Source organism: Neptuniibacter sp. QD37_6 (assembly GCF_047778085.1).
Lineage (GTDB): Bacteria > Pseudomonadota > Gammaproteobacteria > Pseudomonadales > Balneatricaceae > Neptuniibacter.
On record NZ_CP180550.1, the window covers coordinates 3,427,450 to 3,442,646 of the forward strand.

Genomic DNA, 15,197 nt, shown 5'->3' on the forward strand with positions numbered 1-15,197 from the left:
ATGCATGACGGAAAACAACCGGGGTTTTCACTAAAATATGTATGAATTACGCTAAATTATACGCAGCTTTAGTGACCTATTGTAGACGTAACAGGGCGTTTCCCTTTACCATTTCCCGCTTACTTTTATTCAGACGAAACATTAGGCGAAATATCATGCCAGATAGATATATCAAAAAAATCCTCGAGGCCCGCGTTTACGACGTGGCAATCGAAACTCCACTGGATGAAGCAAAAGGTCTTTCTGAGCGTCTGAATAACCGAATTATGCTGAAGCGTGAAGATGAACAGCCAGTGTTCTCCTTCAAGCTGCGCGGCGCTTATAACAAACTATCGCAGCTAACCGATGAAGAACGCGCTTGTGGCGTTGTAGCAGCTTCCGCTGGTAACCATGCTCAAGGCCTAGCAATGTCCGCGAAACACTTAGGTGTTAAAGCGACCATCGTTATGCCAAAAACTACGCCGGACGTAAAAGTGAATAACGTCCGTCGTCTTGGCGGCAAAGTAGTACTTCACGGCGACGCTTACGACGATGCTGCGGCTCATGCCCAAAAGCTAGTTGCTGAAAAAGGGATGACTTACGTGCACCCGTTTGATGATCCCGATGTTATTGCTGGCCAAGGTACGGTTGCGATGGAGATCCTACGTCAGGAATCCGGTCCGATCGAAGCGATCTTTGTCCCTGTCGGTGGTGGCGGCCTCGTTGCTGGTATTGCTGCGTACGTAAAATACCTTCGCCCAGAAACTAAGGTGATCGGCGTAGAATCTGAAGATTCAGCCTGTCTAAAAGCGGCTTTGGATGCAGGTAAACGTGTCACTTTGGATCAGGTTGGCATCTTTGCCGACGGTGTTGCTGTGGCAATCATCGGCGAAAACACTTTTGAAGTAGCGAAGAAATACGTTGATGATGTAATCACAGTTTCGACGGATGAGATCTGCGCTGCGATCAAAGATATCTACGACGACACCCGCTCTATCTGCGAACCTGCAGGTGCACTAGGGGTTGCCGGTATGAAGAAGTATGTTGCCCGCGAAGAGATCAGCGATAAAACTCTAATCGCGATCGATTCTGGCGCTAACGTAAACTTCGACCGTTTGCGTCACATTGCTGAGCGCTCTGAACTGGGCGAACAACGTGAAGCTATTATCGCGGCACGTATCCCTGAAAAACCGGGTAGCTTTAAGAAGTTCTGCTCAGCGCTAGGCGATCGTAATATCACTGAATTTAACTACCGCTATAGCGATGATAGCAATGCTATCGTCTTTGCTGGCATTCAGCTAAAAGCCGGTGGTGATGGCCGCGACGAAGTGATCAGCGAGCTACGCGAGAAAGAATACGAAGTTGAAGACCTAAGCGAAAACGAGATCGCTAAGATCCATGTACGCTATATGGTTGGCGGTCATGCGCCGGCAACGCTGGAAAACGAAGTGATCTACCGCTTTGAATTCCCAGAGCGCCCAGGCGCACTGATGAACTTTCTGAAGAAATTGGGTGGAAAATGGAACATCTCAATGTTCCATTACCGCAACCACGGTGCCGCTTACGGTCGCGTATTGGTAGGTATGCAAGTGCCTGAAACTGAACGTGATCAAGTAGGTACGTTCTTGGCAGAGATCGGCTACAACTACTGGGAAGAAACCGATAACGCAGCTTATAAGCTGTTCTTAGGTTAAGTCCTACTCAATCCTGATGGTCACTGGTTGGCCATCAGGGTTAATTTCCACCCTTACCGCTGTCAGCATCTGATACTCAGAACCTAACTCTGCAAAATCCGCTTTTCCGAGCTGGCTTTCCAACCGTTTCAGATAATACTTCCCACCTTTGGAATAGATCTTATCGCCTATGATCGGGTGGCCAAGATGCGCTAAATGCGCCCGAATCTGGTGTTTCCTGCCGGTGATTAACTCGCACTCAATTAAGCTTTGACCCTCTTCCCTTCGCAAGACCCGAAACAAGGTTTTGCTCTGTTTAGGTTTGGGGTACAAATCTAATTCGGCTTGGTCCACCACATACATCTGACTGCGAATCGGGCTACTGATTTTTTCCGATAGGTCGCATTCGCAGCTAAGTTCATCCCATTCAGGCATACCCTCTACCCACGCGTGGTAGATCTTTTTGCTGATCAACTGATCTAATCGCGGTTTCCACTTTTTATCTGCCGCTTTGTTTTTGGCTAGCAGAATGATGCCTGCGGTCTCGGTATCCAGCCGATGCAACAGGTGCGCATCCTCATAGGCTGTCTGACGACGTACAAGGGAGATTAGCGTGTTATATAGGTTTCGAGTGGTACGGCTAACTGGCAGTAGATGGGGCTTAACTAAAGCTAAAATCTCGTCGTTTTCCCAAAGCTTGCGCCATTGAGTATCAACAGACTCTTCATAATGATCCGGTAGCGAAACCACTACCTGCTGCCCTACTGCTAAGACTTGGTTTGCAGAAGCAATTTGACCATCGACAGATATCAAACCCTCAGCGAATAGCCGAGGTAATTGTGCTTGATGAAGACTGGCTAAACGCGTGGATAAAAAACAGGAAATGGCTGGGGCAGGACAATAAACTGTGAAATATAGAACAAAGCCATCAGCCATGATTCCCTCCTAGCCACTAACAAGCGCAGCGTCTAGCAATTAGCTACTCGCGTTAAGGCATCTCTGGCGAGTGCTCAAATCCTTCGCTAAAAAACGCTTTGATTGAGAAAAGTAGTAATGAAGTTAGGCCCCAGATAAGCCCAGTCACTACGCCAAGATCAACAATGCCGCGCCAAGGCTGCTCTAACTGATGTACCAACAACACCATTGAGATGATGCCCAGCGTGAGGCAGTAGGTAACAATCATACGTTTACGAACGATAGAGAAGAATCCCATGCAAAACAGGGGTGCAAAGACAAAGCGGACCGGAGAGACATTTTGCGACAGATACAGAATACGAGCCGCCACACGCGGTGACCACGCTTGTTGAAAGCCACGATAACCTTCAGCAAAGCCCATAAAAATGACGCTAAATGCTAATGCTGCCCAGTGGTACCATGAAAGATCATAGTTAAAGGTCTGCAGACCTATATCGCTAAGACGATAGATCGCGCTGCCTATTAACAGGAAAATACCGCTGAAACCCCATAGCGCTGCAATATACCCAATCACTCTATCTGTCTCTTTTGTAACCAATGCATTAGAAGCGGCGATTATACCCTCGCCAGCCAGCTAGCCCAAATTTAAGACAAAAAAAACCACCGCAAGCGGTGGTTAAAGCACTAATCAACTGTTTAAACGGGGGAGGAGACTCCCCCCTTGAGTGAGGTTGATTCGATAAGAAATGTTTTGCTAGTTCCTTAGTAACCGTTCAGCTTATCGATATATTCCGGTAGGAATAGCGAGATCTGCGGCACGTAAGTGATCAGGATTAGGAATCCTAACAATAGGCAGAGCCACGGCAAGCAGGCCTTGATAACCCATATCATGTTCTGCCCGGTAATCCCGGCGGTCACAAAGAGGTTAAGTCCCACCGGCGGGGTGAGCATCCCGATCTCCATGTTTACAACCATGATGATACCTAGGTGAATTGGGTCGATACCTAGCTGCGTTGCGATTGGGAACAGGATCGGCGCCATGATCAATAGGATCGCTGACGGCTCCATAAAGTTACCCGCAATCAGTAGCAAAATGTTTACTACGATCAGGAAGCCCCAAGCTGGTAGACCCCAAGCTAGAATCTGTTCAGCAATCGTGTGCGGAATACGTTCTGTTGTTAGAACGTGCGCAAACAGCATTGCGTTGGCAATGATGAATAGCAGCATCATGGATACTTTAGATGCGTCTAGCAGTACTTTACGTACTTCTGGGTCATTGATTGACTTAGGTAAAGCCCAAAGCATCTGCAGTGCGTTTCGCACCGCTGCAGTCACAAAGTTCTCGCCATCTTTCTGCCACGGGATACCTTTCATCGGACCAATATCGCGATAACCCATTACCGCAATAAAGTAGCCGTATACTGCAGCTACTGCCGCCGCTTCCGTTGGAGATGCAACACCACCGTAGATAGAACCTAGTACGATGAAGATCAGCATCAAACCACCCATCGCGATTAGGCCAGACTTAGCCAACGCTCGGAAACCTGGGAACGGCTGAGATGGAAGACCTTTAACACGCGCAACGATGTAAATAGCGATCATTAGGATCAGACCCATCATTAGGCCCGGGATGAAACCCGCCATAAACATACGTGAAGCCGAAACTTCCGTCGCAGCAGCGTATACCAGCATTACGATCGAAGGTGGAATTAAGATACCCAAAGTACCCGCATTCGCAATTACACCCGCAGCGAAAGACTGTGGATAACCAGAGCGCACCATACCCGCGATACAGATAGTTCCGATCGCCGCTACAGTTGCTGGAGATGAACCAGATACCGCAGCAAATAGCATACACGCCATTACCGATGCCATCGCCAGACCGCCTCGGATATGCCCCACGGTATCAACCGCGAAGTTAATCAAACGTTTTGCTACCCCCCCGGTAGACAAGAACGCTGAGGACAGAATGAAGAACGGAATCGCTAGTAGCGTGTAATGTTCTGAAGTCGCTTCAAACAGCTTCAATGCAATCGATGCTAGCGAGTCATTTGAGAACAACAAAATAGTGGTAACAGAAGATAAGCCCAATGCGATAGCAATCGGCATACCGATGATCATGCACCCAAACAGAGTGATAAACAGTACAGCAATAGTCATTTATTTATCCTCCTGCTTTTTTTGATTCTGGCTGTCATTAGGGTCGCCTAGCGCTGTTTCTTTCAGCTCGTTAGCGATCTCCATAGATTCTTCCGCTTCATCCGCGAAGTGGAAGCCATCTGCTTTCTTAGTTACAACTTTCCAGCCCAGCTCTAAGAAACGAATGATCAATAGAACAAAACCGATCACCAAAATACTCATGGGGATCCATTTTGGTACAGGAAGATCTTCCAACTCGATACCGATCATTTTCATCTTACTGATGTAGATCCAAGAGCCGTATAAGAACAGTCCGCAGTAAACCAAGCACAGGCCAACAGCAACCAAAGTGACTAACCGATGCGTGTGTTCAGGCATCAGTTTTACAAAAACATCCACGCCGATATGGGCACCAACTTTGACACCATAAGAAGCACCAAAGAGTACAAACCATGCAGCGAGTAAAAGGGTCACTTCCTGTGCCCAATGGATACCAGCATTAAAACCAAAGCGTGCAACCACTTCTGCAAATACCAGTAATGTCATTGAAACTAGAAGCAGGGATAAAAAGCCCTCTTCCAATTTTGTTACAAGATTACGAACCATATATAGCTCCCCTAGCGACTCACGTCTTTAATAGTTTTTTTCAAAAGGAGATATTCACAGGACAACCCACGGCTAGCACCGTTAATCGTTCTCCTCTGAACATAACCGAGCAGGCAAAGCCCGCCCGATTAGGTGGCGTGATATTAGTTGCTTGCTTCAGCAGCTTTGATCAGATCAGCACCGATCTCATCTTCAAACTGCTTCCATACAGGCTTCATCGCTTCAACCCACTGAGCACGTTCTGCATCAGATAGGCTAACTACTTGAGAGCGCTTAGAATCGATGATTTTCTGCTTATCAGACGCAGCTTTTTCAGCAGCGATGCCGTTACCGTGTTTGATCGCTTCGTCTAGGGCTTTCTTAACTTCAACTTTTAGACCTGCATCAAGGCCCATCCAGAACTCAGCAGACGTTACGACTAGGTAGTCCAGTACACCGTGGTTAGATTCAGTGATGAAAGGCTGAACTTCGAAGAACTTTTTAGAGTAGATGTTTGACCAAGTGTTCTCTTGACCATCGATCGCTTTAGTCTGTAGAAGTGTAAATACTTCAGAGAAAGGCTTTTTCAGAGGAACAGCGTCTACAGCTTCAAATTGAGCCTGTAGTACGTCAGATGTCATGATACGGAATTTTTTGCCTGAAGCATCAGCTGGTACTTTAAGCTCTTGGCTTGCAGAAAGCTGCTTCATACCATTGTGTAGGTAACCTAGACCCACTAGACCTTTGCTCTGAAGAGAACCTAGTAGTTTTTGACCATCAGGACTGTTCTGGAATTTTTCTACAGCAGCCATATCTTTAAACAGGAAAGGCAGATCGAAGATCTGAAGCTTTTTAGTGAACTTCTGGAATTTAGATAGAGAAGGCGCAGCCATCTGCACATCACCTAGCAACATAGCTTCCAAAACTTTGTTATCACCAAATAGCTGAGAGTTAGGGAATACTTTAACTTCAACTTTGCCAGCTAGACGCTCATCTACTAGCTCTTTGAATTTAAGAGCCATCTGGCCTTTTGGTGTGTTTTCAGCAACCACGTGAGAAAACTTAATTTCTACTGGGGCTGCAACAGCAGCTTGTGCTCCTAGAGTTAGTGCAAGGGAAGTTACCGCAGCGGTCAGTAAACGCATTGTGCATCTCCTGTTTAATTGAATTTAATTATGCTTGTTTTGTTTGAAATTCAGCGCTTTCTGTTTTTAGCAGTCACAGAACTTTCTGAACCCATGACACTAGACAGCAAAGAAAGGGCCAATTCTTAAAATTAAATTCAATAAAGACCTGAAGGCCCTATAAGCATTGAGATAGCGGAAATTTAATCATTTTCTTAGTAGGTTTTAGATCATTTTAAAAATGGCGGATTTCCACTCATTTTTCATTTCTAAATAGGCGAATTACCATCCATCCTTGCTGTTATTTATTGAATCAGCATCCAAAAATAGCGTTTCATTGATCTACATCGAAAGAACAAAGCACCTAAGGCTTGTGTGTAATATCAGCTTCGCCTTATGATGAGTTACTGACTATGCTAACCACTATTATAAAAATGACGTCAATTATGACGGGAGCTGAAGTGTGAAATTGGATGGCCTATCAATTCAAACAAAGGTAAACATTTCTCTAGCAGTTGTGTTCCTGATTATCTTGGTTAGTTCTCTAACCGCGATATATCGTAGTGAAACTCAGTTAGTTTCTGAAGTTGTTCAACGTACAACAACCGAGACAGCTGATTCCTACTTTGACAGTATCAATATACTGATGCTGAGCGGTGCCATGTCTAACCGTGAAACCCTACAGAAAAAGATTCTTGCTAACCCTGATGTATTAGAAGCACGCATTATCCGCGCCGATAGTGTTTCCAAAGTGTACGGACCAGGTACCGAAGACTCCAAAATAATGGATGATCTAGATAAGCGAGCAATGCAAGGCGAGCAAATAATTGAAGAGATCGATGATGATAAAGGACATCGTTTAACCGTTATCACACCGATGAAAGCCCTACCTGACTACAAAGGCACTAACTGTTTACTCTGTCACCAGACTACTGAGGGCGATGTATTAGGGGCTGTGCGTGTCACATACTCTTTTGAAAACCTAGATAATACTATTCGTGCTAACTTGGTCAGCGTCGCGCTAACCGAGCTGGTTTTGTTTATCATTGGTTTAGTGCTAATCAGCCTTTTACTTGGCCATCTTGTGGTACGCCCAGTTAAGCGCATGGGTAAAACCATCAACACCATCCATAAGAACTCTGACCTGAAACTGCGTATAGACGTGAATTCAAGCGATGAGATTGGCACAATGTCTACTTCATTGAATACCATGCTTGCGGACTTTCACTCCAGTTTGAGTAAAGTAAGCTCTACTGTTCATCAGCTAAGCTCATCAAGTACATCAATCAATGATATTGCTGATATGGCGAATAGCGCTGTGAACAATCAGCAGATTCAAACCAGTGCTGTCGCATCTGCTATGGAACAAATGGAAGCGGCAACTAAAAGTGTTGAAGCCAGCGCTGAAAATACCGTATCTGCATCTGACCTAGCCCTTGAGCAAAGTCAGGAAGGTACTCATATTACTCAACAGGCAATCAATGCCATTGATTCCCTGAAGAGTAATATTGACCGAGCTCTGAATGTTATCAACAAGCTAGATGAACAAAGTCAGAGTGTTGGAACCGTACTAGAAGTAATTCAAAAAATTGCTGAGCAAACTAACTTACTGGCGCTTAACGCTGCAATCGAAGCCGCACGTGCCGGTGAACAAGGCCGGGGCTTTGCTGTGGTAGCGGACGAAGTACGCACCCTAGCAAGTAAAACGCGCAACTCGACTGAAGAGATCAACGCGATTATTGAAGAGCTTCAAAACGATGCCCGTGATGCTGTATCCGTTATGGATCAAGCGCACGCGAGTGCAGAAGCTGGCGTAGAGAAAGTTCAGGAAACCTCTGATGCACTGATAAAAATTGCCGAAGAAGTTCGTGCGATTAACGATATGAACCATATGGTTTCATCATCTGTTAAAGAGCAAACAGAGATGGCTAGTAGCGTTGAATCCAGTGTGCATGAGATCGCTCAAACAGCTGAGCACACTTCATCTCGTGCTGGTCAACTGAACCAAGTTGCTCATGAGCTGAATACGCTAGCTGGACAGCTAGAAATGATGGTACAGAAATTCAAACTGTAACCTTCTAAACAAAATAAAGAAGCCGCCAATATGGCGGCTTCTTTTTTAATAGAACGTGAAGGGAATCGCTCTATTATTTCACCCGTCACTACTCGGGCAGCTGAGGACACAGCTTTAGAAGTTCGCTGTAGCAGTAAGCCACAGTTTGCTCTTATCCGCGCCAGTATCACCTGCGTCATAGTCAGCATACTTCAGGCTTAAGCCGTAGTTTTTGCCAAACTTTTTAGCCGCAACAAAACCCCATTCCGAGCCTAAATCAGCGCCCGTTTCTTCAGCTTCATAGTCGTGATAAACCGCAAGCAATTTAACACCTGCCAACTTAGTACCGACACTGACATAAAGATCCTCAATACCGTCTGCAGGTGTCGCTAAGAACTTATCCGTCCAACCTTGAAATTTATGCTTAGTTGCTAACGGCGTGTTAAACGCCGCACCATCATCGGACCCTAGTACTTCGTAGCCCAGCTTGGTCGTTACACCAGAGAAAACCACGCCACCCTCTAATAGATAGTAGTCAGGATCAGTCGAACCATTATCCTGTGTAGCGTACTCAACTGTGTATAGCAGCTTTGTATCACCCGCATCTTGAGAACCGCTAAAACGTAGGCCGTAGGTCTCTAGATCATAACCACCAACTTTATCTTCCTCAAAATTGTAGTAGTAACCCGTTAAAGCACCAAAAGGCAGACCTTTATATTTAACGTTGAATAGGTGTGTATCGTGTTTGCTGTCCGAACCTGTAATGCCGTGGACATCATTGATATATGCGTAGAAAACCTCTATATCAGCCAAAGAGCTGTTCTTAACCGATAGCGAATCGTAAGTCTGCTCGTTCTGACGGAAGCCTACGCCACCAACAAAGCGTTGGTTGTCTAGAAGGATACGCTGACGACCAACCTTTACAGTGGTATCAGGCAGACCTGTAAATGCTAAATACGCCTGGTTTACTTCTGTGCCTTCAGGGTCAACTATTTTGGTTTTCGTTCCCATGCCATTGACGCCGTCGTTGTACTCAACATCATCCAGTTCAGTTACATCATCTACTTCAACCAAAGCTGATACAAATTTAAATTCATCTGTTTTAAAGGTTAAGCGAGACTTTAAAGTCAAAGCATTCGCATCTTCAGCAGCAGAATCGTCTTCAACGTCTTCATAACGTAGACGGAAGCTAACGGAGGTTCCACCGTTCTGAAACGCTTCGGCAATAGACTCAGCGGCATAGGCTGATGGGGTCGATATAGCTGCGATAGCCGTGGCTAACAACAACTTAGAGGGTAGTTGTTTCATTATTTACTCCTAACTCACAAAATGATTGCTAGTGCTGGAGCAATGCCTATGCCAATAAGCGTAATTTGAGTAAATTCGGCTCAAAAGCCGACAAAAATGTTTAATCTGCACATCTTTAAAACACCTAAATTAGCACCTGCTTTATCACGGTGCAGCAAATAAGAGAAACCTAACACCGAGTTAGTGCAAAACCGTCCAGAATTGATCCGACATTTTGAAAGGGCATTTACTCCAAAATTATTACAACCTCATCCATAAGGTCTGTTTTTGAATGCTTGATAATTAATGAACCTATTTTTCTCAAATAGGTCTCTCTTAAGGAAACGGAACCCATTTTGGAGAATAGCGGTGTATATACGCGCAACCGTAGCTTGCTTTGCGATCTTATTGACCTCTCACACTAAGGCTGCAACATTGGATATTACTGTTCTAAACCCCGATAAATCAGGGGTAAATTCCATCGTCCTCTATGCTGAACCATTAGATCAGCCTGCACCAAAAATCGAACGTAAGAAAATCGAGATCACACAAAAAGATCGCGCATTTGCACCGCATATCACCGTGATGCAACGCCAAAATGAGGTACAGTTCAGCAATAAAGATGACTTTACCCACCACATCTATTCGATTTCCGGACCAAACCGTTTTTCCTTTAAATTAAAATCTGGTGAATCAAAAGTCCTAAAGGCGTTTGAGCCCGACTCGTCCACTGAGACAGTCGCTATGGGCTGTAACATCCATGATTGGATGAGTGGTTTTATCCTGATTGTTGATACGCCTTATTTTGCCAAAACCACTAAAACTGGCTCAGCTTCGTTCGATCTTCACCACTTGGGAAGATATCGCCTAACCTTATGGCATCCGCAGTTAAAAGCGGAAAACAATCGATTAACGCAGATAGTGGATATTAGCCAAGACCAAAAACTGACCTGGCAATTGAGCGAAACCTTCTACGAAGTGCAGCCAAAGGCTGACGAAGAAGACTTCGAGTTTCTGGATGTATACTGATTATTGGATGAACTGAACATGGGCAGTTTAAAAACCAAAATATTTATATTCTTTGTTGCCCTACTGATGGTGGCGCAAGCCGCATCTTTGTGGATGGTCTACGACGCCAACAATAAGCAAGGTGATGTCCAGATCCAATCGCGGCTAAATGCCGCTGTCTCCGTTTTTGACACCCTCTATCAACAACGAAATTACTATCTTCAAGCCTTCGCCGAAACAGCCGCTAAAGACTTCGGTTTGAAAGAGGTATTTGGTGCTGACCAACGTAGTTTCCTCATTGCATTGAATAACCATCGCAAACGTATTGATGCCGATATTGCAATCGCTGTAGACCAAGAGTTCTCGATAATCGGCCAGTTGATACGCCGCAATCCAAATGAAAAAATCCGTTTAGGCCCCGAACAAGGCCAATCATTCCCTTCGCCACAATGGTTTGATGTAGATGGCACCTTCACCAATCTTTACCAGCAAGAAAAGGAGTTATACCAACTCAGTTTTGCACCGTTAAAAAGTGGGCAACAGATTGTCGGCTGGATCGGCTATGGCTATCAGATTAATACCACCCTGGCGCAAAACTTTGCCGATATTACTGGGCTAAGTATCGAATTCATGTTGCAGCAGGAAGACAGCCAATGGCGTGCAATTGCTGCTGCGATCCCGACAAGCCATTCTCAAGCACCGAGCCAGCAAGGCTTAGCTGTTATTGAAAATCGGGTACCGGACCACCTTTTCGCAACCCAGATTGAAGTAGGTATGGTCAGCAAAAGTCCTCTGCAAGTAACAATCTTTGGCTCTCGCTCAAACTTACTGGAAACCCTGCAAGAGAACTGGTGGCACCTATTAGCGCTTGAAGGCGGTATGGTGACAATAACCATGCTGGCAGCCTATCTCCTAGCAGGCAGTATTACCCAACCGGTCAGAAAGCTAGTACGCCAAGCCCAGTATATTGCGCGAGGAAACTATGACAGCAGCGTAGATATCAGTGAAAAGAACGAGATGGGGCAGCTTGCAAAAGAGTTTAATCAGATGCAGCAAGCAGTCTTAGTTCGAGAGCAAAAGATCAGCCACCAGCTAAAGCATAATAGCCTGACCAACCTCCCTAACCGTTTCTCCCTACTCGAGACTTTAGATACTCTGCTGCAGCAAAAAGATACGTTTTTCAGCCTCCTTCATCTGGATATTCGCCGCACACGAACCGTCAACGATACGCTTGGCTATCAGATTGGCGACATGATGATTAAGGAAGTAGGTAAACGCCTGTTAAAGCTCAACGGTGCCAGCCAGACCTTCCATTTAGATGGTGACGAATTCGCCATGCTGATCGAGTGTTCGACACTTAACGAGCTGGTTCAATGGCAGCAAAAGATTGAGCAAGTGATGGATGACCCTCTGTGTGGTGAGGACACACTGCTCCACTTACAGCTACAGGTTGGCTTTGCCCGTGTGCCTGAAGATGCCGATGATCCACTAACTCTTCTGCAAAAAGCTGATACAGCGCTTAGCCATGGTAAGAAAGCACAGCAGAGCTTCCAGCAATATCTGCCAGAAATGGATGCCGATGCCAACCGCCGCTTAAGCTTAGTAAATGACCTTAAGGTTGCTATAGCTGAAGACCAGCTATGTTTGTTCTATCAACCTAAGCTCGATCTAAAAACCGGAAAAATCCATCAACTGGAAGCATTAGTTCGCTGGCAGCACCCGATTCAGGGCATGATCCCACCCGATTCATTTATCTCTATCGCTGAGCAAACAGGCCAGATCGATGCCCTCAGCTATTGGGTAATGAATGAAGCCGCTCGACAATATCAAGCTTGGGCAGAAATAGGGCTACATCTGTCTATCGCGGTGAACATCTCTGCGGAAAACCTAAAAAACCAACAGCTGATCAATTCCCTCAAAGGGATTTGGAAAACACATCAACTGCCGCAAAACTCACTTTCCCTGGAAGTAACGGAAAGTGCCGTCGTAAGTGACCCAGAGAGCGCAATTAAAATGCTCTTCGAAATAAAAGGTCAAGGGATCAAACTGTCGATTGATGACTACGGTACAGGTTACTCATCACTAGCTCAGCTGAAACAGATGCCGGTTTCCGAGCTAAAAATCGACCGTTCATTTGTCGATAAAGTTCACATGAGCAGCGACGACCAGATCATTGTTAGATCCACCATCCGTATGGCTCATGATATGGGACTAACTGTTGTCGCTGAGGGAATCGAAGATCAAGAAACTCTGACATGGTTAGAACAACATGACTGTGATTTAGCACAAGGCTATTTCATCAGCCGACCTCAACCAGCAAGCGAACTTAATAGTTGGCTGCTAGAATCGGAGTACAACCCGTCTTCGATCACAAAGGTTTTACATGGATAGTCGCTGGCTTACAGCATTGACGCTTTTATCTCTGCCTGTACATGCAATTGATGTAGATTTGAAAGGACTCGTTGATATCCGAGCCAGCCACTCTTCTGGTGAACAGAGCTATGTCAGTGGTCAATTCGGCAAGCTCCAAAACTCTCCCGGCGGCGACCTATCTCTAGGGCAGCTAGGCCTCAACTTAAAGCTAGGTTTGAGTGACCAGCTCAGTTTTGTTGTCGTAGGGAACAGCTTTGTCGATGATGAAAAAAGCGAAGTTGGGCTGACTGAGGTTTTCTTCAAATACTCAAGCCTTCCCAGTGACAGTGGGATTCGACACAGTGCCCGCATCGGTACTTTTTACCCACCTATATCATTAGAGAACAGAGCCACTGCTTGGTCACCTGCTAATACACTGACTCCTTCAACGATGAACAGTTGGATTGGTGAGGAGGTGCGCACCACCGGCATAGAGTACACGGCAGAGTGGTTGGGAAAGTTTAGAGAGGTCGATTACGATCTAAAGCTCAACACAGGTTTATTTGGTTTTAACGATACCGCTGGTGCGATGCTGTCTTGGCATGGTTGGACGCTTAGCAGTCGCCAATCCGTTATCGGCGAAGGTCTCCCCGTCCCGCAAACACCTGCGCAAACGACTCTGCTTACAGATCAAGCAAAAGAGTCAGACCCTTTTAATGAAGGGGATGACCACCTTGGCTACTTTTTAAATGCCGAATATAAGCTGAAAAAGAAACTCCTCCTGCAAGCGGGCTACTACGATAATAACGCCACCCCTTATATGATTGAGGATGGACAATATGGTTGGGAGACTCGGTTTGCCTATACCGGTTTCCGCTGGCAGATCGATAAACAGTGGAGCCTTATGGGTCAGTTGATTCAGGGCTCAACCCTGATGCAATCGCCGCAACGCGAGAATGTAGTCGATAACGATTACCGTAGCGCCTATCTAACCTTAAGCTGGCGAAACGGCCCTCATCGAGCATCTACTCGCCTGGAAGAGTTTTCCGTTACAGATCTAGATCAAACGGTTGGCGACAACAATGATGAATACGGTAAAGCCTTTACCCTCAGCTACCGTTACCGCCTCAACCGCCAGTGGTTTCTATTGAATGAATTTAATTGGATAAATAGCACCCGAGCCGCGAGAGCATACAACCAAGATGATCAAAAGCAGCTAGAACGCCAACTCCAAGTAGCGCTCCGTTACTATTTTTAAATAAAGATTTACAATTTTTTTGCTGTTCAAAGCGTCTTTTTAAAACCTGTTACGTCTAGTTATGTACAACATAACTAAACAGAGTAAAAAGATGCTTAAAGTTGTCAGTTTTAAAATTTGTCCATTCGTACAACGCGTTACCGCTTTACTAGAAGCAAAACAGATTCCTTATGAGATTGAATATATCCGCCTAAAGGAAAAGCCAGAGTGGTTTCTCGAAGTTTCACCTCATGGGCAAGTCCCTCTTGTTATTACTGATTCAGGCCAAGCTCTCTTCGAATCAGAAGCGCTTATTGAATATATCGAAGAGGTTTACCCGACTTTAAATTCAGACCGTTCAGCAGAAGAGAAAGCTATCGACCGTGCTTGGAGCTACCTCGCGTCTAAGCTATATCTTGTTCAATGCAGCGTTCAAAGAAGCCCTGATAAAAACACCCTAGAACAACGGTCTGAGAGTTTAAACAAAGCCTTTGCCAAAATTGAAAAGGTTCTAGAAAACCAGTCTTTCTTTAACAGCTCAACTATTGGTTTGGTAGATATTGCATGGCTACCACTTTTACACCGTGCCGACATTATTTATCGCTGTAGCGGTTACGACTTTCTAGATCGCTACCCTAAAATGAAACAGTGGCAACAGAACCTGTTAGCAACCGGCATAGCTGAACAATCAGTGGCAGGGGATTTTGACTCTCGTTTTTGTGATTTTTATCTATCAAACGAAACTTACATTGGGCAAACATGTTCTGCGAACAAAAGCAGTAGTAACTCAGCATGTGTAAGTCAAAGCTGCTGTTAACTTAAATACACCTCTGCTTTCTCTCAGC

General features: G+C 45.4%; 12 protein-coding genes. 6 read left to right on the plus strand and 6 right to left on the minus strand.

The window, feature by feature from the left end; genetic code table 11:
* Nucleotides 1-155: 155 nt before the first annotated feature.
* Nucleotides 156-1,673 carry a threonine ammonia-lyase, biosynthetic gene (gene ilvA / locus ACMXYO_RS16470; protein WP_415886224.1) on the plus strand — a complete coding sequence of 506 codons (1,518 nt, stop codon included), beginning with the start codon at nt 156-158 and terminating at the stop codon, nt 1,671-1,673.
* Between the two features lie 3 nt (nt 1,674-1,676).
* On the opposite strand, the gene ACMXYO_RS16475 is transcribed toward ilvA, so the two are convergent.
* The 5 genes from ACMXYO_RS16475 to ACMXYO_RS16495 all read right to left on the minus strand — a co-directional run bounded on the left by ACMXYO_RS16475 (nt 1,677) and on the right by ACMXYO_RS16495 (nt 6,436).
* Nucleotides 1,677-2,588, minus strand: a complete 912-nt coding sequence (locus ACMXYO_RS16475) for an RluA family pseudouridine synthase (RefSeq protein WP_415886225.1) — start codon at nt 2,586-2,588, stop codon at nt 1,677-1,679.
* A gap of 52 nt (nt 2,589-2,640) precedes the next feature.
* On the minus strand, nt 2,641-3,141 hold the full coding sequence (locus ACMXYO_RS16480; RefSeq protein ID WP_415886226.1) for a hypothetical protein: 501 nt from the start codon (nt 3,139-3,141) through the stop codon (nt 2,641-2,643).
* Between the two features lie 188 nt (nt 3,142-3,329).
* On the minus strand, nt 3,330-4,727 hold the full coding sequence (locus ACMXYO_RS16485; protein WP_415886227.1) for a TRAP transporter large permease: 1,398 nt from the start codon (nt 4,725-4,727) through the stop codon (nt 3,330-3,332).
* Nucleotides 4,728-5,312 (minus strand): TRAP transporter small permease, encoded by a 585-nt coding sequence (locus ACMXYO_RS16490; protein WP_415886229.1) that lies wholly within the window; start codon nt 5,310-5,312, stop codon nt 4,728-4,730.
* A 143-nt stretch (nt 5,313-5,455) separates the two neighbouring features.
* Nucleotides 5,456-6,436: a TRAP transporter substrate-binding protein gene (locus ACMXYO_RS16495; RefSeq protein WP_415886230.1), complete on the minus strand. Its 981-nt coding sequence runs from the start codon at nt 6,434-6,436 to the stop codon at nt 5,456-5,458.
* A 442-nt stretch (nt 6,437-6,878) separates the two neighbouring features.
* On the opposite strand from ACMXYO_RS16495, the gene ACMXYO_RS16500 reads away from it, so the two are divergent.
* The gene (locus tag ACMXYO_RS16500; protein WP_415886231.1) at nt 6,879-8,489 is read left to right on the plus strand and encodes a methyl-accepting chemotaxis protein; all 1,611 of its coding nucleotides are present in this window, start codon (nt 6,879-6,881) and stop codon (nt 8,487-8,489) included.
* A gap of 114 nt (nt 8,490-8,603) precedes the next feature.
* On the opposite strand, the gene ACMXYO_RS16505 is transcribed toward ACMXYO_RS16500, so the two are convergent.
* Nucleotides 8,604-9,776, minus strand: a complete 1,173-nt coding sequence (locus ACMXYO_RS16505) for an alginate export family protein (RefSeq protein ID WP_415886232.1) — start codon at nt 9,774-9,776, stop codon at nt 8,604-8,606.
* A 348-nt stretch (nt 9,777-10,124) separates the two neighbouring features.
* Between ACMXYO_RS16505 and ACMXYO_RS16510 the strand changes: the two genes are divergently transcribed.
* The 4 genes from ACMXYO_RS16510 to ACMXYO_RS16525 all read left to right on the plus strand — a co-directional run bounded on the left by ACMXYO_RS16510 (nt 10,125) and on the right by ACMXYO_RS16525 (nt 15,169).
* Nucleotides 10,125-10,784, plus strand: coding sequence for a hypothetical protein (locus tag ACMXYO_RS16510; RefSeq protein WP_415886233.1), 660 nt, complete (start codon nt 10,125-10,127; stop codon nt 10,782-10,784).
* Between the two features lie 18 nt (nt 10,785-10,802).
* The gene (locus ACMXYO_RS16515) at nt 10,803-13,154 is read left to right on the plus strand and encodes a putative bifunctional diguanylate cyclase/phosphodiesterase (RefSeq protein ID WP_415886234.1); all 2,352 of its coding nucleotides are present in this window, start codon (nt 10,803-10,805) and stop codon (nt 13,152-13,154) included.
* Entirely contained in the window at nt 13,147-14,373 is a 1,227-nt protein-coding gene (locus ACMXYO_RS16520) for a hypothetical protein (RefSeq protein WP_415886235.1), read from the plus strand. The genes ACMXYO_RS16515 and ACMXYO_RS16520 overlap by 8 nt, the downstream gene beginning before the upstream one ends.
* Before the next feature lie 91 nt (nt 14,374-14,464).
* Nucleotides 14,465-15,169, plus strand: coding sequence for a glutathione S-transferase family protein (locus ACMXYO_RS16525; protein ID WP_415886236.1), 705 nt, complete (start codon nt 14,465-14,467; stop codon nt 15,167-15,169).
* The last annotated feature ends 28 nt before the right edge of the window (nt 15,170-15,197 follow it).